Raw genomic sequence first — 16616 nt, 5'->3', positions numbered from 1 at the left:
GGCTACACCGTAACCGGCTCAGACTGCTGCGACTGCGACTGGTGCAGCTTCTCGCCCTCGATGTCCAGGTTCGGCAGCGCCTTGTCTAGCCAGCCGGGGATCTTCCACGCGCGGTCGCCGAGCAGGTACATCGTGGCCGGGATGAGGGTCATGCGGACCACGAATGCGTCGATAAGCACGCCTGCGGCGAGCGCGAAGCCCATGGCCTTGATGAACGGCTCGTCGATGAGCACGAACGCCGCGAACACCGAGATCATGATCAATGCGGCCGCGGTGACCACGCGCGCGCCGTGCTTGTAGCCGTTGGCCACCGCGTTTCCGGCGGTCTTGCCGCGGGAGACGTAGCCCTCGCGCATGCGGGTGACCAAGAAGACCTGGTAGTCCATGGCCAGACCGAAGGTCAGGCCGATGAGCATGATGGGCAGGAAGGACAGCAGCGGCTGCGGGTCCTCGATGAGCCCGAACATGCCCTCCTGGAAGATGGCCACGGTCACGCCGAAGGTCGCCGCCATGGACAGGCCGAAGCCGAGCGCGGCGATCAGCGGCACCCAGAAGGAACGGAACACCAGCATCAGCACGATGAACGCGAGCCCCAAGACGATGGCGATGTAGGGCACCAGCACGTCGGAAAGCATCTGCGAGATGTCGTCGAAGATCGGCGTGATGCCGGTGATGCCGAACGTGGCGCCGGTTTCGTCCTCGAAGGGCTGCTTGAACTCTCGCAGGCGCTCCAGGGTGTCGGTGGTGGCCTGGTCGGTCGCGCCCGAGTTCGGCGTGATCAGGATCTGGGCGGCGTCGAAGTTCTCGGTGGTCTGCACGATTTGCGCGTTGACCACGCCTTCGGTGCCGGCGAAGTCCTGCAGCAGCGTCTGGTAGACGCCCATGCGGTCCTGCTCGGCGACGTTGGCGGTGTCCACGTACGCGATCATGGGGGCGTTGCGGCCGTGGCCGAAGGCGTCGTCGATAAGCTCGTACGCTTCGCGCTGCGGGGAGCCGAGCTTCGCGGTGCCGTCGGTCGGCATGGCCAGGCGCAGGTTGGCGGCGGGGATAGCGAGGATGCCCAGCAGCAGCACACCGGCGATGAGGTTCAGCCAGGGGCGCTTACGGATCTGGCGGGCCCAGAGCAGGCCCATGGTCGGTTTTTCGTCCTCCGGGTCCGGCACCTTCGGGCCGGGGATGCGGATCGCGAACGCGCGTGTGCCCAACAGGCCGAGCAGCGACGGCAGGAACGTCAGCGCCACCAGGACCGCGATGGCGACCGTCGCCGCGGCGGCCAGCGCCATGGTGGTGAGGAACGGGATGCGGATGATCGACAGGGCCGCAAGCGCGATGAGCACCGTCGTGCCCGCGAAGACGACGGAACCGCCCGCGGTGCCCAGCGCCATGCCCATGGCGTGGGCGCGCTTCGCCTTGTCCATCTTCTTCAGTTCTTGCGCCAGCTCCTTCGGCGTGAGGTCATTGAGGCCTGACGACGAGATCAGCTCGTTGCGGAAACGGGCGACGATGAACAGGGAGTAGTCGATGCCCACGGCAAGCCCGATCATGGACGCCAGCGTCGGGGTCATATCCGAGATCGAGTCGGTGAACAGGGTGCCCATCTGCACGCCGAGGATGCCCACGCCCACGCCGACGACCGCGGCGATCAGCGGCAGGCCCGCCGCGACCAGGGAACCGAAGGTGACCAAAAGCACGATCGCGGCGACGGCCATGCCGATCAGCTCGGAGGTGCCGTCCATCTCGCCGGCACTGCTGAACGCGTTGCCGTTGTACTTCACGGTGAGGTCCGAGTCGTCGTAACGCTCGAGGATGCTTTCGACCTCGTCCAGGGTCTCATCCGGGATGTCCATGATTGTGTCGTCGGTGAACGTGATGGACACGGTGCCGGTGGTTTCGTCCGGGCTCAGCGGCGACAGGGCTGCGAGGTCGGCGTCGATCTGCTCCTGCGGCATGCCCTGGGCCGCCTTGGCTTCGCCCATCTGCTTGGCCATGCCGCCGGCGGCGAGCACCGGGTTGACAATAGCCTCGGGTTCGCGGAAATCGCCGGTGGCCTTGAGCTCGTCGAGCATGGCGTCGACCTCAGCCATCACCTCCGGGTCCTTGAGCGTCTTGCCTTCCGGCGCCTTGATCACGACGCTTCCCGACGGCACGCTCATCGCGTCCTCGTCGGTGCCGAAACGCTCGTTCATCTCCTCCTGCGTGACGGTGGAGTCCATGTCAGGCATGGAAAACGTCGGGCTAGGGGACTTTGCAAAGTTCACGGCGCCGAAACCGAGGGCGCCCAAAAGGATCAGCCAAACGGCCAAAAACGGCCAGACTTTTTTGTATGACCAGCTGCCGAGCCGGTAGAGGAATTCAGACATGTTGCAGACAGTACGCAAAGTTGCGTAGCGTGTGCAATTACGGATTTATACTCTTTATACTCCCAGATCGGCGACGCTTTTCCGGCTACTCGCCCCGCATCAGTGCGAGCGTGAGCTCGTAGCAGCGCTCAAGCGACGGCACCGGCAGAAACTCGTAGATGGAGTGGAAATTGTGCGCCCCGGTGAAGTAGTTCGGCGTGTAAATGCCCTGGTTGGACAGCCACGCGCCGTCGGTGCCGCCGCGCATGTCCAGCTCCTTGATTGCGATGCCTAGGCGCTCCATCGCCGCACGCAGGCGCTGCGAGGCCACCGCGTTGTCCGGCGTTTTCGCGTCCGAGATGTTGCCGTAGACGTCCTCGATGGTGCAGGTGACGGTGGCGCGGGGGTGGGCGTGGGCCAGCTCGTCGGCAAGCGAGCGCACCCGCTTTTTCTTCTCCTCGTAGCCCGCGCGGTCGTGGTCGCGGATGCTCAGGCTCAGCGTGCAGGTGGACTGGTTGCCCTCGATGTGGTTGCACCAGATGTAGCCCTCGCGGCCCTCGGTGTGCTCGAGTGTCTCCAGCGGGTCAAGCTGGGAGGCGAATTCCATGCCGAGCGTGATCGGGTTGACCAGGTTGCCCTTCGCGTTCATCGGGTGCGCGCTGACCCCCTGGATCACGATGGTGGCGGTTGCGGCGTTGAACGTCACCTCGACCACCTCGCCGAGCTCGCCTCCGTCGACGGTGTAGGCGTAGTCGACGGGGAAGCGGTCGAAGTCGATGGTGCGCACGCCGCGCAGCCCGATCTCCTCGTCGGGCACGAACGCGACGTACACGTCGCCCGCGGGCGCCTGGCCGCCGAGTGCGGCGACCGCCTCCATGATCGCGGTGACACCGGCCTTGTCGTCGGCGCCGAGCACGCTCGTGCCGTCGGTGTGCAGGATCGTCTGCCCGACGTAGGCCGCGCGTTCCGGGTGTTCGTCGGCGCGCATCAGGGTGCTCCCCAGGCGCAGGTCGCCGCCGGTGTACTCGGTCACCTGCGGGTTCAGGGTGGGCGACAGGTTCACGTCCACCGTGTCCATATGCGAGCAAAAGCCTATCGACGGCCCAACGCCCGCCCCCGGAATCTTCGCCGTGACCACGCACGTGTCCGACAGATGCACGTCGGTGGCGCCGGCGGCCGTGAGGTCGCGGACAAGCATCCGCGCGAACGCCCACTGGCTGTCGGTGGAGGGGACGGTCGCCGCGGCGGCGTCGGACTGGCTTTCGGTGCGCGCGTACCGCAGGAAACGCTCGGTAAGGCGCTGCTGCGTCACAGCAGTACCCCAACGCCGCGAACGATCGAATCCCACAGGCCGATCACGGAAAAGCTGAGGTCAGAAAGTGATTGCTGCCAGGACGCGGGCAGGAAACTGTTGGTGATGTCGGTGGTCAGCATGATGCGCAGATCCTCCGCGCCGTGGTGCATGTTGTAGGTCAGCTGCGAGCTCAAATTCATGCCGACGATGCTACGCCCCCGCCACCGGCTAACCGTACGAACATCCCATTTTGCAGGCTTTATAGGAGTGACTAGCGTCAGGTATATAACAACCGAATCAAGGAGGGGCACGCAGTGACCACAGCAGTCACACCAGCAGCTAACTCAGAGCAACAACCGGTGGAAAAGAAACGCAACACCGGCAAGGTCATCGCGTTCATCTTGGCGTTTGTGGCACTCGGGGTGGTGATGATGCTGCCGATTGCGGGCCTGGCCATGCCGGCGAAAATCGCGCTCGGCATGCTCGCCTTCGCCGTGATCATGTGGGTCACCGAGGCGGTGTCCTACTCGGTTTCCGCCGTGATCATCGTCGGCCTCATCGCGATCCTGCTCACCTTCGCCACCGACCCCGAGACCGGGCAGGCGGTCGGCGCGTCCAAGGGTTTGAGCATCGCGATGAGCGGTTTCTCGTCGTCCGCGGTGGCGCTCGTCGGTGCGGCGCTCGCGCTGGCCACGGCCATGCAGGCCACGGGGCTGCACCGAAGGCTCGCGCTCTACGTGCTCAAGACTGCGGGCGAGAAGGTCTCCAACATCGTCATCGGCGCGATTGCTATCTCCATCATCCTGGCGTTCTTCGTCCCCTCCGCGACGGCGCGTGCCGGCGCTGTGGTGCCGATCCTGATGGGTATGGTCGCCGCGTTCGGCTTGGCCAAGGAGTCGAAGCTGGCGGCGCTGTTGGTGATCACCGCGACGCAGGCGGTGTCCATCTGGAACGTCGGCATCAAGACCGCCGCGGCGCAGAACCTGGTGGCCGTCGGTTTCATCGAGGACCAGCTGGAACAGACCGTGTCCTGGGGCCAGTGGTTCCTGTGGGCCGCGCCGTGGTCAGTGCTGATGTCGATCGCGCTGTTTTTCATCATGCGCTGGGCGATCAAGCCGGAGGCTGAGGCGATTGAGGGCGGGCGGGAGCTCGTCGAGAAGCAGCTTGCAGAGATGGGGCCGATGACCGGCGCCGAGAAGCGCCTCACCGCCATTGCCGTTGCGCTGCTGCTGTTCTGGGCGACGGAAGGCGTGCTGCACCCGATCAGCTCCGCCACCATCACCATCGTCGCGGTGGGCATCATGCTCACCCCGATCATCGGCGTGATGGACTGGAAATACGCCCAGGAACACATCAATTGGGGCACCCTGGTCGTCTTCGCCGCCGGCATCTCGCTGGGTAAGTTCCTGCTGGACACGGGCGCGGCGACCTGGCTGTCGGAGGCGACGTTCGGCGCCATCGGCCTCGCCTCCATGCCGATCATCGCCACGATCGCGCTGGTGAGCCTGTTTAACATCCTCATCCACTTGGGGTTCGCCTCGGCGACCTCGCTGGCGTCCGCGCTGATCCCGGTGTTCATCGCGCTGGCGGCCACCCTGGACGTGCCCAACAACGGCATCGGCTTCGTTATCATCCAGCAGTTCGTCATCTGCTTCGGCTTCCTGCTGCCGGTCTCCGCGCCGCAGAACATGCTGGCCTACGGCACTGGCGCGTTCACCTCCAAGCAGTTCCTGCGCACCGGTATCCCGCTGACGATTGTGGGCTACCTGCTCATCCTGCTGCTGTCGGCGACCTACTGGAACTGGATCGGTCTGCTCTAACTACTCCACAATCAGGCCCAGGTGCAGCGCGGAAAGTTCGTGCTCGCCTGGGCCTTTTGGCAATTCAGCGAGTTCCTGGGCGGTCGCGGGCGTTACCGGAATGATCCACCCGAGCTTCGGGTCCAGCACCGGCACGGCTTCGCGGTCCACCGGCACGAAGGTGACGTCGCGCTCGCCTTCGTGCCGCAGCTGCACCGCGCCGCCTGCGGCGATGCGATCGAGCGCGGCGACCGTGGTGGTCACGATAACCATCTTTTCCTCGGTGTCGGGGGAGAGTTTCGCGGTGTGCACCTCAAGCTTGTCGACGTCCAAAGGTTCAAACCGGTCCGGAAAATCCACCAGCGGAGTGTGGCCGAGGCCGAGGAGCTGGCGCGCGCGACTGAGAAGTCCCATGCCGTCCGAGTGTAGAGGGCCACCGCTAGTGATTGGGCAGTAGAGTTGTTCACAGATTTGGAAACGCTGGGAACCCGCGCACAGTTTCGGCAGCACACCCCGGTTACAGTGTCTGACATGGCAGAAAAGGGCACCTCTTATCGCGCTGAGCTGGTCATGCCGTACGGCACCGGCGACGTGGTCGTCTCCCCGCACGACTACTCCTCCCCGCTTGGCACCCGGCTGTCGCGCGTCGGCTGGAAGTCGGTGCTGCGCCGCATCGTCACAGACTTTGCCAACGACGCCATGGTGGACCGCGCAGCCGCGATGACGTACTACACGCTGCTGTCGGTTGCGCCGATACTGCTTGCGTCGTATTCCATTTTCAGCCTGCTCATGCCGCGCGAGGAGGACGCCCCGGATTCACTGCTCGCGGAACTGATCCGCTCGTACGTGCCTGCGGAGTTGCAGGAAGATGCGCTGGCGCTGGTGTTGTCGATTGTCGGGACGCCGTCGCAAAGCACGATTGCCCTCGTGGTCTCGGTGCTGATCTCGCTGCTGTCCGCGTCGGGCTACGTGCGGTCGTTTTCGCGTAACGCGAACCTGATGTACGGCCGCACTGAAGGCCGACCGATTGTGGTCACGTGGGCGACGATGTGGCTGGTCACGCTCGTGCTCGTGGTCGGCGCGGTGGTGATTATTTTGGGTGCGCTGCTTACCGACGGCATCGTGAACGCCGTCCTCGGGCCCCTCGCACGTCCGCTGCAGTTGGAGGACGAGCTGGAGTACCTCACCTCGATTTTCTTGCCCGTGTGGGACTACTTGCGCGGCCCCGTGATCGCGGTGGTGGCAGTCGCGCTGGTTAGCGTGCTCTACCACTTCACTCCGAACGTGCGCCCGGGGCGGTTCCGGGTGCTGACGCTCGGCTCGGCGCTGGCGCTCGTGGTAGCCAGTGCGCTGTGGGTCGGTTTTGGCTGGTACTTGAAACTGGTCGGTGTGCGTAGCACTTACGGCGCGTTCGGGACGGTGCTGGCTGTGCTGGTGCTGGTGTGGACGATGAACGTGGTGCTGCTGATGGGCGTGAAAATCGACGCCGAGATGCTGCGCGCCAAAGAGTTGCAAGCGGGGATGGATTCGCGCCGCTGCATCCAGGCGCCGCCGCGTTCCAGCAGGGGTGCTGCGGGGCGGTTGCAGATGCGGCGCTGGACTGACCGGGCAGCCGACGAAATCGCTGAAGAAAGTCGCGCCTGAACACCGTTCAAAACTAGCAGTGAGCTGCTAGGGTTCGTGTGCATGAACCCACGCGAGATCGCCGACATTGACGCTGCCCATATCTGGCACCCCTATGCGGAACCGGGGCAGTTCACCTACCCCGTCGAAAGCGCTAAGGGCCCGCGCATCACGCTTTTCGACGGCCGCGTACTCGTCGACGCCATGTCCTCCTGGTGGGCCGCCATCCACGGCCACTCCAACCCGCGGCTGGTGGCGGCGGCCGAGACGCAGATTGTGAAGATGAGCCACGTCATGTTCGGCGGTCTCACCCACGAACCAGCGGCGACGCTGACGAAACGCCTGCTGGAGCTGACCGGCGGCGCATTTTCCCAGGTGTTCTACTCCGACTCCGGGTCCGTGTCGGTGGAAGTGGCGATGAAGATGGCGCTGCAGTACGCCATCGGGCAGGGGCATCCGGAGCGCACCACGTTTTTGACCTGGCGCTCCGGGTACCACGGCGACACGTTTGCCACCATGAGCGTGTGCGACCCGCAAGGCGGCATGCACGCGATGTGGGGCGACGCGCTGAAACCGCAGGTGTTTGCCCCCGCGCCGCCGGTGCGCGGGGCGTCGGCCGCCGAGCATGCGGCGTATTTGGACGAGTTCGCGCGGCTTATCACCGCTGACATCGCCGGCGTGATCGTCGAGCCAGTGGTCCAGGGCGCCGGCGGCATGCGCTTCCACGACCCCGAGCTGCTTGTGGGGCTACGCCAGCTTTGCGACGCCTCCGGCATCCCCCTCATCGCCGACGAAATCGCCACCGGGTTCGGCCGCACCGGCCAGCTGTTCACCACCCTGGACAACGGCGTCGTGCCCGACATCATGTGCGTAGGCAAGGCGATGACCGGCGGGTTTATGACACTCGCGGCCACCCTGGCCACCGAGAAAATCGCCTCGGGGATGAAGCCGCGCGCGCTCATGCACGGCCCAACCTTCATGGCCAACCCACTCGCCTGCGCGGTGGCGGCCGAGTCCGTTGCCATGGTGGCGGAGGGGAAGTGGCGCGACCAGGTCGTACGGATCGAAGGGGCGCTCGAGCGTGGCCTGCGCCCGCTGGCGGACCTTCCCGGGGTTGCGGATGTTCGCGTGCTCGGCGCCATCGGCGTGGTCGAGCTCGAACACGACGCGCCCATGCGCGAAACCACCGAAGCCGCCATGGCAGAAGGCGTCTGGATTCGCCCATTCGGCCGGCTGATCTACACGATGCCGCCGTACATCTGTACCCCGGACGAGATTGAACAGATCTGCCGGGGCATCGCGGCAGCAGTTAAGGGGGCCACAAAATGATCATCGCTGTGACCGGCACCAACACCGACGTGGGCAAGACGGTGGCCACCGCCGCCATCGCCGCCGTGCTCAAACGCCGCGGCGTCGACGTGGTGGCAGCCAAGCCCATCCAGACGGGCGAGGAGGCGGGGCAGGGGGATGCGTCAGCCGTCGCAAAGCTTGCTGGCATTGAGACGTTCGAGCGGTGGCGCTACCCGGAACCCCTCGCACCGAACCTCGCCGCGCGGCGCGCCGGGATCGAGACCCCTAGCCTGGACGAGGTCGCGGAATGGGTGCGCAGCCTCGACGCCCCGGATCGCGTTGTGCTGGTGGAAGGCGCCGGCGGGCTGCTGGTGCGGCTTGCAGACGACTACACCCTCGCCGACATCGCCAAAGCCACAGGCGCGCCGCTCGTGGTGGTCACCTCACTGGGGCTGGGCAGCCTGAACCTCGCGGAGCTGACCTGCGTCCACGCCCGCGCGATGGGCCTGGAGGTGCTGGGGCTCATCGGCGGCAGTATGCCCGATAACCCGGACCTGCCCACGCGCCTCAACGTCGAAGAGCTGCCGGAAGTCACCGGAGCCGACTACTGGGGCCACCTGCCGGAAGGCTGCGGGCGCCTCGGCACGGCCGAATTTGCGGAGGCCGCCTGGGACGCGATCGGAGAGGCCGTGCGCGTAGGCTCGCGGGCATGATCGACGCCCGCGACACCGCCCTCATTTTCGAAGGCGGAGGCACCCGCAACTCCTATACCGCCCCTGTGGTGGAAAAACTCATCGCGGAGGAGGTCCAATTCGGCTGGGTCGGCGGCATTTCCGCCGGTTCGGTCCACGCGTTGAACTTCGCCTCCCGCGACACGTGGCGCTCCGAAAACGCGTTCACGGAGTTCGTGGGCAACCCCAAATTCGGCGGCTGGCGCTCGGTTGTACGGGGCAAAGGCCTGATCAACGGTGAGTGGGCGTACGAGCAATCCGAGGACGTTCTGCCGTTCGACTTCGACGCGTTTGCCCGGACCACCGAGGAGGTTCACGTTGAGGCGGTGCGCGCCGACACAGGGGAGACGGTGGCGTTCAACCGCGAGGACCTGCGCACTTTGGAGGACGTCGCCCTTGCCGCGCGAACGTCGTCGACGCTGCCAATACTGATGAAAATGCGCGAGATCGACGGCGTGCCCTACGTCGACGGTGCGCTGGGCACCTCGGGCGGTTTGCTTATCGACGCCGCCCGCGCTGCCGGATACTCGCGCTTCCTCGCGGTGCTTACCCGTCCGCGCGATTACGTCAAGGGGCCGCAGAAACGTGAGCGCGCCGTGCGCCGCATCCTGCGCAACACACCGAAGGTCGCCGACGCGATGGTTGCCCGGCCGGGCATTTACAACGCTGCGAAACAGTCGCTTATCGACGAAGCTGCCGCCGGCAACGCCTACATCTTTTTCCCCGACTCGATGGGAGTGGAGTCCACCGAGCTCGACGCGGAGAAGCTTCGGGCCAACTACGCGGCCGGGCAGGCGCAGGTTGAGCGCGACTGGCCCGCGATGCGCGAGTTCCTCACCGCGAAGCGCTAGTCCGCGATGAGCGGCTCGATGGTCAGCTCCGGGTGCTCCTTCTCCACGAACGCGAGCTTCCACTTGTCGCCGAACAGGGCGATGAGCTCGCCGTCGGTGCGGGTGAAGATCTCCACGCCGCGCTGACGCCCCAGCTCCGGCGCAGAATCGGCGTCGGTGCGGCGCGCCACCGAGTACGGGATCGGCTCGGTGACGGTTTCGACGTTGTACTCGTTTTCCATGCGCGCCTGCATGACCTCGAACTGCATCGGGCCGACTGCGGCCATCACCGGGGCGGCGTCGCCGCGGGCGTCGTTGCGCAGAATCTGCACCACGCCCTCGGCGTCCAGCTGGTCCAATGCCTTGCGGAACTGTTTGTACTTGCCCAGCGATTTGGCGCGCAGCGTGCGGAAGTGCTCCGGCGCGAACTGCGGCATCGGCGGGAACTGGACCTTCTTGCCTGCATAGATCGTGTCGCCAGGTGCCAAAGCGCCGGCGTTGACCAGGCCGATGATGTCGCCCGGGTACGCCGTTTCCACCGTGTCGCGGTTGCGGCCGAACACCGTCAGCGCGTACTTCGTCGAAAACGACCGGCTGGACTGCGCGTGAGTGACCTGCATGCCGCGGTCGAACTCGCCGGAGACCACGCGCATGAATGCCAGGGTGTCGCGGTGGTTTTTGTCCATGCCGGCCTGGACCTTGAACACCACGCCGGAGAAGTCGTCGCCGACTTCGCGCTGTTCGTCCATCGCGGTGGTGGACGCCTCGATGGCCTTCGGGTCCGAGGCGCGGCCCTCAGGTGCCGGGGCGATGGCGCACAGCGTGTCCAGGATTTGGTGCACGCCGAAGTTCAGCATCGCGGAGGCGAAGATGATCGGCGAGGTGATGCACTGCTCGAAGAGTTGCTGGTCGTGCACGGCGCCGTCTTCAAGCAAAAGCGACGCCTCCTCGACGGCGGTGTCCCACACGTCGCCTTCCTTGCCCGCGGCCTCGTCGGGGGAGTAGTGCTCCTCCGGGGCGATGGTGGAGCCGCCGGCGGTGCGGGTGAAGTGCACATACCCGTCGATCTCGCCGTCGCGTGAGACGTGCGCCAGCCCGCGGAAATCGCCCGCCTCGCCGACCGGCCAGTACAGCGGGGTCGGCTGCAGGTCGATTTCGGAGACGATCTCGTCCACAAGCTCGAGCGGCTCGCGGCCCACGCGGTCCCACTTGTTGATCACGGTGACAATCGGCAAACCCCGGGCCTTGCACACGCGGAACAGTTTCAGGGTTTGCGGCTCGAGGCCCTTGGCTGCGTCGATAAGCATGACCGCGGCATCGACAGCGGAAAGCACGCGGTAGGTGTCCTCGGAGAAGTCCGCGTGGCCCGGCGTGTCCACCAAGTTGACCACGTACGGCTCGCCCTCGTGACCGTCAGGGGCGTACTCGAACTGCAGCGCCGAGGACGCGACGGAAATGCCGCGGTCCTTTTCCATCTCCATCCAGTCCGACACGGTGGACTTGCGGTTGCCCTTGCCGTGCACCGCTCCGGCCTCCGAAATCACGTGCGCGTGCAGCGCCAGCGCCTCCGTAATCGTCGACTTACCGGCGTCCGGGTGGGCGATGACGGCGAATGTGCGGCGGCGCGCGGCCTCGGAAACGGTACTCATAAGCAGCTAGCTTATCGACGCACCTTCGGCCAAGTACAGTCGTGTCCATGACAACAATCGGAGTGTTTCTTGGATCTGTACGCTCTGGCCGCATCGGCGAGCATATCGGCGCCTGGGTGATGGACGCCGCCGCCAAGCGCGACGTCGACTACCGCCTGCTCGACCTGGCCGATTTCGACGTGCCGCACCTGGTTGCGGAGGTCGTGCCTGGCGCGGCGAACAAGCAGTACAACGACCCGGTGGTAACCCGCTGGTCCGAGGCGGTGGACGCCTGCGACGGCTACGTCTTTGTCACGCCCGAGTACAACCACTCCATCCCGGGCACGATGAAAAACGCCTTCGACTCGCTCTTCGGCGAGTGGGCCGGCAAGCCCGTGGCGTTCGTGGGCTACGGCGCCGACGGCGGCGTGCGCGCGGTGGAGCACTGGCGCCAGATTGTGGCGAACCTGCCCATGCGCGGCATCCGCAACCAGGTGGCGCTGAACATTTTCGGCGAGGACGTCGAGGATGGCGAGCTCGCCCCGCGCGAGCACAAGCAGGCGGCGCTCACGCGCGCGCTGGATGACCTGGAGGCCGAGCTGGGCTAGTCCGCCAGCGGGAGCTCGAACTTCAGGCCGCTGCACTCAATGCGCGCCGTGTGCGAGCCGTTCCACTCAGGCGACAAGCCGACCTCTTCGAGCGCGTCGACGACCGCCTGGCCGATCTCCGCATCAGATTCGTCGCCGGGGTTGTCCAGGGAGCTGAAGCCGAATAGGAGTTCGCCGGTGTGGATGACGCTGTCGACGTCCTGCATGGTGCAGTAGGCGTAGCCTTTCCGCGCGTCTTCGCGGGCGACATCGGCGCCGTCTTCGGCGGCCTCGCCCATGTCGTACCCCTCGTCGAAGGAGAAGGCGAGATCGCGCTTGGCCAGGGCGTCGCGCAGCGCGTCGATGCGTTTGGCGTCCTCGGAGGCTTCGGGGACGAGTCGGGCGTATTCGTCCCGGACCTCCTCGAAGACGGACACGGGGACCCCGTCGTCCTCCAGCCCGGCGGTGATCATGTCTGCGCTCCAGCCGTGGCAAAGCTGCAGGCAGATTTCGCTGGTGGTCTCGTCGGGTTCGTAAAGGCCCTCTGCGGGCGGGAATTTGCTGTCGAACATGGCATGGCGGGTCATGCCCCACAACCTACCGTGTTGCGTGGATCACGTTCTGCGCTTTGCCTAGGCCTTCGCTGACAATCAACTGCACGGCCTCGGCGGCGAGCGCGACCTGGGCGGAAATATCGCTCTCGATGGGGGAGAGCACCCAGTCCGGCACCGCCACACCTTTCGGCGGGCGCCCGATGCCCATCCGCACACGCAGGTAGTCGCGGGTGCCCAGGTGCTCGGTGATGGATTTCAGCCCGTTGTGGCCGTTTTCGTTGCCGCCGAGTTTCACGCGTACTTTCCCAGCGGGCAGGTCCAGCTCGTCGTGCACCACGATGATGCGCTCCGGCGCAACCCCCAGCGACTGGGCCAGCGGGCCGACGGCCTCGCCGGTGGTGTTCATGTACGTCGTGGACCGGGCGTAAGCCACGCCATCGCGCACCTGCACATGCGCTTTGATGCCGGGCACCGGCTTGAGCTGGCCGGCGAGCTCGTCGAGCGCCATGTACCCCACGTTGTGCCTGGTGGCGGCGTATTTCGCACCTGGGTTGCCCAGCCCCACCACGAGCCACTCCGCCTCCAGCTTGGGGGTGCGTTTGCGCCTGAAGAATCCGAACATGACGCATACTTTAGCCATGGACTTTCCACGTGTAGTCGCAGCGCCCATGGCCGGCGGGCCGTCCACGCCCGCGCTCGTCAACGCGGTGAGCTTCGGGTTCATCGCACTCGGCACCTGCACCCTCACCCAGGCCCGCGAGTGGCTCGCCGCGTGCGAGCCTCCCTTCGGCGCCAACCTGTTTGTGCCGCAGCGCGAGCCTTTGCCTGACGACGTCCTCACGGTCGCCCGCCGCCTCCACCAAAAAGTCCCCGACGTCTCCTCCGATTACGCCGAGAAGTTCGCGCTCGTGCTCGATGCCGCGCCGGCCGTGGTCTCGTCGACGTTCGGCTGCTTCACCGAAGACGAGATCGCCCAGCTGCACGCGGCGGGGTCGGAGGCGTGGGCGACGGTGACTAACCCGGCCGAGATCGCCGAGGCCCAGCGCAGGGGCGTCGACGGCGTGATCGTTCAGGGCCCGCGCGCTGGCGGCCACCGCGCAACCTGGGACCAGCACGACGATCCCGATCAGCGCCCGTTAGAAGAGCTTCTCACGCTCGCGGACGGACCGGTGATCGCGGCGGGTGGGGTGCGGGGACCGGAGGACGTCGAAAAGCTTGGAGTCCCTGTCGCTTGCGGCACCGCGTTCTTGCTCGCCGACGAAGCCGGCACCAGCGCGCGCAACCGCGACCTGCTGCGCACGGACGCGCCCGCGGTGGTCTCGCGCGCGTTTTCCGGACGGTGGGCGAGCGGGGTGGAAACCGCGTTCACCCGCGAGCACTCGGACCTGCCGCCGACCTACCCATACCTGCGCCCCATGACCAGGGACAACGATTACTGCCTCGTCGGCGCGGACCGCGGCGAGCTCATGGCCGCACCAGCGCGCGAGATCGAGCGGATGCTAACGCCCTCGCCGGCCGGGGCGATGTTTTAGGTATGAAACTTTCCAGGATCGCCATTGCCACCGCAACCGCCGGCGCGCCTGCTGAAAGCGACCGCGCGTACAGCGGCAGCTCGTGGGGGCTGTACAGCTTCCTCATGACCAACCTGATGAACGGGCTCGACCAGATCAACGGCGGCGCGGACAGGCATCCGACCGAGAAATTCGGTGGGGTCATGCTCAGCGCGTTGCCGCTGGCGATCCTACTGTTCCCGCTGCAGATGATCGCCGAGGCTGAGGTCCGCCTGCTGGACCGCTTGGGCGTCTAGTACACCCGCGTGGTGTTCTCGATCGCGCCGAGGCCTTCGATTTCCACGCGCACCGTGTCGCCGTTAGCGAGGTAGCGCTTCGGCTCGCGGGCGTGGCCCACGCCGGCGGGGGTGCCGGTGGCGATGACGTCGCCGGGCTCGAGCGGGTAGAGGTGCGAGATGAACTCCACCAGCTTCGCCGGCGTGAACACCAAATCGTCGGTGGGGGCGTGCTGCATCACCTCGCCGTTGACGGTGGTGGTGATCGCAGGGCCCGGCTGCCACTCGGTGTCCAGCCACGGGCCGAAGCCGGCGGTCTTTTCCAGCGATTTGCCCTGGTGCCACTGCTGCGTGCGCTTTTGAAAGTGGCGCTGGGTGTAGTCGTTGATCACCGAGTAGCCCGCGATGTGCTCCGCGCCGTCTGTGACGTGGCGGGCGCGGGTGCCGACGATGACCGCGAGCTCGCCCTCGAAATCGAGCGTGTCGGCGTTGAAGCTGGGCACCTCGGCGTCGTCGTAGGCGCCGATGAGGGCCTCCGGGTACTTGATAAACAAGGTGGGCACGTCCGGCTGCTCGTGGCCCATCTCCGCGATGTGCTTGGCGTAGTTCAGGCCGACGCAAATGATCTTGCCAGGCCGCGGGATCACCGGCGCGAGGTCGTCCGGGGCGAAAGTGATCTCCTCGCCTTCGTCGAACGTGCCGTCGCGCAGCAGCTTTCCGACGTCCTCCGCGCCCAGCGTGACCGCCCTATTGTCGTCGATGATGCGGGCGGCGGTGGTGGTGCTTCCTGTCCTGATCGTGGCAAGTTTCATGCGCGCTAGCCTATCGCGCGAATGATCTCATCCGCCGCGTCCGCGGATGCGATAGCCAGATCCACCTGCTCTTTCGCGCTGAATGGTTTGAGCACGTAGTCCGCCGGCGCCATCCTCCCGGGCGGGCGGCCGATGCCCACCGCCACCTTGTTGTACGGCTTGCCGCCCAAGGATTTCGTGATGGACTTCAACCCGTTGTGCCCGTGGTCGCCGCCGCCGAGGCGCAGCTTCACCTCGCCGAGCTCCAAGTCCAGCTCGTCGTGCACCACGTACAAATCGGCCGGCTTCACGCCGAAGTAATCCATCAACGCTTTGACGGGGCCGCCGGAGACGTTCATGAAAGACCGGGTGCGGGCGATGACCGCATGGTCGTCGTCAAGCAAACGCCCCTTCGCAAGCTCGGCGATCTCCGTGTTCGTGCGCTTGTGCACCGCAAGCTGCGCCGGCATGGGGGTCGCGCGGTCGAGCAGCTCCTCCACGACGAACACGCCCGCGTTGTGCCGGGTGGCGGCGTACTGCGGGCCGGGGTTGCCAAGACCGACGATCAAGATAGTCACGCCCACGAGGATAACCCACCCGAAAATGCGGAAAACCCGCCGCCGCGGCAAATGCGGGGGCGGGGTGAGCAGGGGAGGGTTTACTCCTCGCCCTTCTCCTCAGCCGGAGCGTCGGACTCGGCGCCAGCCTCAGCGCCGCCTTCCTCAGCTGCCTCGGCCTCAGCCTCGAGGTCCTCGTCAACCTGCTCGTAGGTGACGTTGACGATGAGGGTCTCTGCATCGGAGATGAGCTCTGCGCCCTCCGGCAGCTTGACATCGGTTGCGTAGAGAGCGTCGCCGATCTCCTTGCCCTCGATGGACACGGTCAGCTCGTCCGGGATGGACAGCGCGTCGATCTCGATCTCGACGTAGTCGGTCTCCTGCAGCACAACTGCGCCCGGAGCGGCCTCGCCCTCCATGACAACCGGGACCTCGACGGTGACCTTCTCGCCGCGCTTAATGCCGAACAGGTCGATGTGGTCGATGTCCAGGGTGATCACGTTCTGGTCGATGTGCTTGACCATGGCCAGCAGCTTCTCGCCGTCGAGCTCGAGCTCGACGATGGCGTTGGCGCCGTCGTTACGCACGATCGCGGTCATCTCGATGAGGTCGACTGCGAAGTGGATGTTCTCGATGCCCTTTTCGTACAGGACACCCGGGATCTTGCCGTCGCGGCGCAGACGGCGTGCGGAGCCCTTGCCGAACTCCTCGCGACGCTCACCCTTGATAACGGTGGGGGTAATAGCCATGTTGTACTCCTTCGTGTGTGAAGGGCCACAGGCCTTGCCTGCGACCACTAAACGGATA

General features: G+C 65.9%; 18 protein-coding genes. 8 read left to right on the top strand and 10 right to left on the bottom strand.

Features of this window, described 5'->3' with window-relative positions:
• Positions 1-2: 2 nt before the first annotated feature.
• The 3 genes from NUW87_RS06985 to NUW87_RS06975 form a co-directional block, all read right to left on the bottom strand.
• Positions 3-2360, bottom strand: a complete 2358-nt coding sequence (locus tag NUW87_RS06985; RefSeq protein WP_269027830.1) for an MMPL family transporter — start codon at positions 2358-2360, stop codon at positions 3-5.
• A gap of 85 nt (positions 2361-2445) precedes the next feature.
• Positions 2446-3651, bottom strand: coding sequence for a peptidase T (gene pepT, locus NUW87_RS06980; RefSeq protein ID WP_269027829.1), 1206 nt, complete (start codon positions 3649-3651; stop codon positions 2446-2448).
• Positions 3648-3833: a hypothetical protein gene (locus NUW87_RS06975; RefSeq protein ID WP_269027828.1), complete on the bottom strand. Its 186-nt coding sequence runs from the start codon at positions 3831-3833 to the stop codon at positions 3648-3650. Before NUW87_RS06975 ends, pepT begins: the two co-directional genes overlap by 4 nt.
• A gap of 114 nt (positions 3834-3947) precedes the next feature.
• Here NUW87_RS06975 and NUW87_RS06970 point away from each other — a divergent pair, with 114 nt between their 5' ends.
• Complete coding sequence (locus NUW87_RS06970) at positions 3948-5453, top strand: DASS family sodium-coupled anion symporter (RefSeq protein ID WP_269027827.1); 1506 nt, start codon at positions 3948-3950, stop codon at positions 5451-5453.
• Here the strand turns inward: NUW87_RS06970 and NUW87_RS06965 are convergent, their stop codons facing one another.
• Entirely contained in the window at positions 5454-5846 is a 393-nt protein-coding gene (locus tag NUW87_RS06965; protein ID WP_269027826.1) for a hypothetical protein, read from the bottom strand.
• A gap of 117 nt (positions 5847-5963) precedes the next feature.
• Between NUW87_RS06965 and NUW87_RS06960 the strand changes: the two genes are divergently transcribed.
• The 4 genes from NUW87_RS06960 to NUW87_RS06945 are packed head-to-tail and all read left to right on the top strand — an operon-like array spanning position 5964 to position 9927.
• Positions 5964-7076 (top strand): YihY/virulence factor BrkB family protein, encoded by a 1113-nt coding sequence (locus NUW87_RS06960; protein ID WP_269027825.1) that lies wholly within the window; start codon positions 5964-5966, stop codon positions 7074-7076.
• A gap of 42 nt (positions 7077-7118) precedes the next feature.
• Complete coding sequence (locus NUW87_RS06955; protein WP_269027824.1) at positions 7119-8384, top strand: adenosylmethionine--8-amino-7-oxononanoate transaminase; 1266 nt, start codon at positions 7119-7121, stop codon at positions 8382-8384.
• Positions 8381-9058 carry a dethiobiotin synthase gene (gene bioD / locus NUW87_RS06950; RefSeq protein ID WP_239217321.1) on the top strand — a complete coding sequence of 226 codons (678 nt, stop codon included), beginning with the start codon at positions 8381-8383 and terminating at the stop codon, positions 9056-9058. The genes NUW87_RS06955 and bioD overlap by 4 nt, the downstream gene beginning before the upstream one ends.
• The gene (locus NUW87_RS06945) at positions 9055-9927 is read left to right on the top strand and encodes a patatin-like phospholipase family protein (RefSeq protein WP_239217320.1); all 873 of its coding nucleotides are present in this window, start codon (positions 9055-9057) and stop codon (positions 9925-9927) included. The genes bioD and NUW87_RS06945 overlap by 4 nt, the downstream gene beginning before the upstream one ends.
• Here the strand turns inward: NUW87_RS06945 and NUW87_RS06940 are convergent.
• Entirely contained in the window at positions 9924-11555 is a 1632-nt protein-coding gene (locus NUW87_RS06940; protein WP_269027823.1) for a peptide chain release factor 3, read from the bottom strand. The genes NUW87_RS06945 and NUW87_RS06940 overlap by 4 nt on opposite strands.
• A gap of 47 nt (positions 11556-11602) precedes the next feature.
• Between NUW87_RS06940 and NUW87_RS06935 the strand changes: the two genes are divergently transcribed.
• Positions 11603-12142, top strand: a complete 540-nt coding sequence (locus NUW87_RS06935) for an NADPH-dependent FMN reductase (protein WP_269027822.1) — start codon at positions 11603-11605, stop codon at positions 12140-12142.
• On the opposite strand, the gene NUW87_RS06930 is transcribed toward NUW87_RS06935, so the two are convergent.
• A complete protein-coding gene (locus tag NUW87_RS06930) occupies positions 12139-12708 on the bottom strand; it encodes a DUF6891 domain-containing protein (protein ID WP_269027821.1) in 570 nt (189 codons plus the stop codon). The genes NUW87_RS06935 and NUW87_RS06930 overlap by 4 nt on opposite strands.
• A 10-nt stretch (positions 12709-12718) precedes the next feature.
• Positions 12719-13297: an aminoacyl-tRNA hydrolase gene (gene pth / locus NUW87_RS06925; protein ID WP_269027820.1), complete on the bottom strand. Its 579-nt coding sequence runs from the start codon at positions 13295-13297 to the stop codon at positions 12719-12721.
• 16 nt (positions 13298-13313) lie between these two features.
• On the opposite strand from pth (NUW87_RS06925), the gene NUW87_RS06920 reads away from it, so the two are divergent.
• Together NUW87_RS06920 and NUW87_RS06915 are read left to right on the top strand one after the other, a co-directional pair.
• The gene (locus NUW87_RS06920; RefSeq protein ID WP_269027819.1) at positions 13314-14207 is read left to right on the top strand and encodes an NAD(P)H-dependent flavin oxidoreductase; all 894 of its coding nucleotides are present in this window, start codon (positions 13314-13316) and stop codon (positions 14205-14207) included.
• A 2-nt stretch (positions 14208-14209) separates the two neighbouring features.
• A complete protein-coding gene (locus NUW87_RS06915) occupies positions 14210-14482 on the top strand; it encodes a hypothetical protein (RefSeq protein ID WP_269027818.1) in 273 nt (90 codons plus the stop codon).
• Here the strand turns inward: NUW87_RS06915 and NUW87_RS06910 are convergent.
• From NUW87_RS06910 to NUW87_RS06900, 3 genes are all read right to left on the bottom strand, one after another.
• Positions 14479-15273: a fumarylacetoacetate hydrolase family protein gene (locus NUW87_RS06910; protein ID WP_269027817.1), complete on the bottom strand. Its 795-nt coding sequence runs from the start codon at positions 15271-15273 to the stop codon at positions 14479-14481. The genes NUW87_RS06915 and NUW87_RS06910 overlap by 4 nt on opposite strands.
• A 5-nt stretch (positions 15274-15278) precedes the next feature.
• Positions 15279-15830: an aminoacyl-tRNA hydrolase gene (gene pth / locus NUW87_RS06905; protein ID WP_269027816.1), complete on the bottom strand. Its 552-nt coding sequence runs from the start codon at positions 15828-15830 to the stop codon at positions 15279-15281.
• An 80-nt stretch (positions 15831-15910) separates the two neighbouring features.
• Positions 15911-16558 carry a 50S ribosomal protein L25/general stress protein Ctc gene (locus NUW87_RS06900; protein ID WP_239217311.1) on the bottom strand — a complete coding sequence of 216 codons (648 nt, stop codon included), beginning with the start codon at positions 16556-16558 and terminating at the stop codon, positions 15911-15913.
• Positions 16559-16616 lie beyond the last annotated feature (58 nt).

Source organism: Corynebacterium pilbarense, from assembly GCF_026930265.1.
Classification (GTDB): domain Bacteria; phylum Actinomycetota; class Actinomycetes; order Mycobacteriales; family Mycobacteriaceae; genus Corynebacterium; species Corynebacterium pilbarense.
Note: the sequence above shows the minus strand (reverse complement) of the source record. Positions and strands in the feature narration are given on the sequence as shown.

Bases quoted from the DNA above. Each gene is read 5' to 3' on its own strand.
- NUW87_RS06975 (WP_269027828.1), bottom strand. From the start codon at position 3,833: ATGAATTTGAGCTCGCAGCTGACCTACAACATGCACCACGGCGCGGAG.
- bioD (WP_239217321.1), top strand. From the start codon at position 8,381: ATGATCATCGCTGTGACCGGCACCAACACCGACGTGGGCAAGACGGTG.
- NUW87_RS06940 (WP_269027823.1), bottom strand. From the start codon at position 11,555: ATGAGTACCGTTTCCGAGGCCGCGCGCCGCCGCACATTCGCCGTCATC.
- NUW87_RS06955 (WP_269027824.1), top strand. From the start codon at position 7,119: ATGAACCCACGCGAGATCGCCGACATTGACGCTGCCCATATCTGGCAC.
- pth (WP_269027820.1), bottom strand. From the start codon at position 13,297: ATGTTCGGATTCTTCAGGCGCAAACGCACCCCCAAGCTGGAGGCGGAG.
- NUW87_RS06985 (WP_269027830.1), bottom strand. From the start codon at position 2,360: ATGTCTGAATTCCTCTACCGGCTCGGCAGCTGGTCATACAAAAAAGTC.
- NUW87_RS06930 (WP_269027821.1), bottom strand. From the start codon at position 12,708: ATGACCCGCCATGCCATGTTCGACAGCAAATTCCCGCCCGCAGAGGGC.
- NUW87_RS06960 (WP_269027825.1), top strand. From the start codon at position 5,964: ATGGCAGAAAAGGGCACCTCTTATCGCGCTGAGCTGGTCATGCCGTAC.
- NUW87_RS06965 (WP_269027826.1), bottom strand. From the start codon at position 5,846: ATGGGACTTCTCAGTCGCGCGCGCCAGCTCCTCGGCCTCGGCCACACT.
- NUW87_RS06900 (WP_239217311.1), bottom strand. From the start codon at position 16,558: ATGGCTATTACCCCCACCGTTATCAAGGGTGAGCGTCGCGAGGAGTTC.
- NUW87_RS06935 (WP_269027822.1), top strand. From the start codon at position 11,603: ATGACAACAATCGGAGTGTTTCTTGGATCTGTACGCTCTGGCCGCATC.
- NUW87_RS06910 (WP_269027817.1), bottom strand. From the start codon at position 15,273: ATGAAACTTGCCACGATCAGGACAGGAAGCACCACCACCGCCGCCCGC.
- NUW87_RS06920 (WP_269027819.1), top strand. From the start codon at position 13,314: ATGGACTTTCCACGTGTAGTCGCAGCGCCCATGGCCGGCGGGCCGTCC.
- NUW87_RS06945 (WP_239217320.1), top strand. From the start codon at position 9,055: ATGATCGACGCCCGCGACACCGCCCTCATTTTCGAAGGCGGAGGCACC.
- NUW87_RS06915 (WP_269027818.1), top strand. From the start codon at position 14,210: ATGAAACTTTCCAGGATCGCCATTGCCACCGCAACCGCCGGCGCGCCT.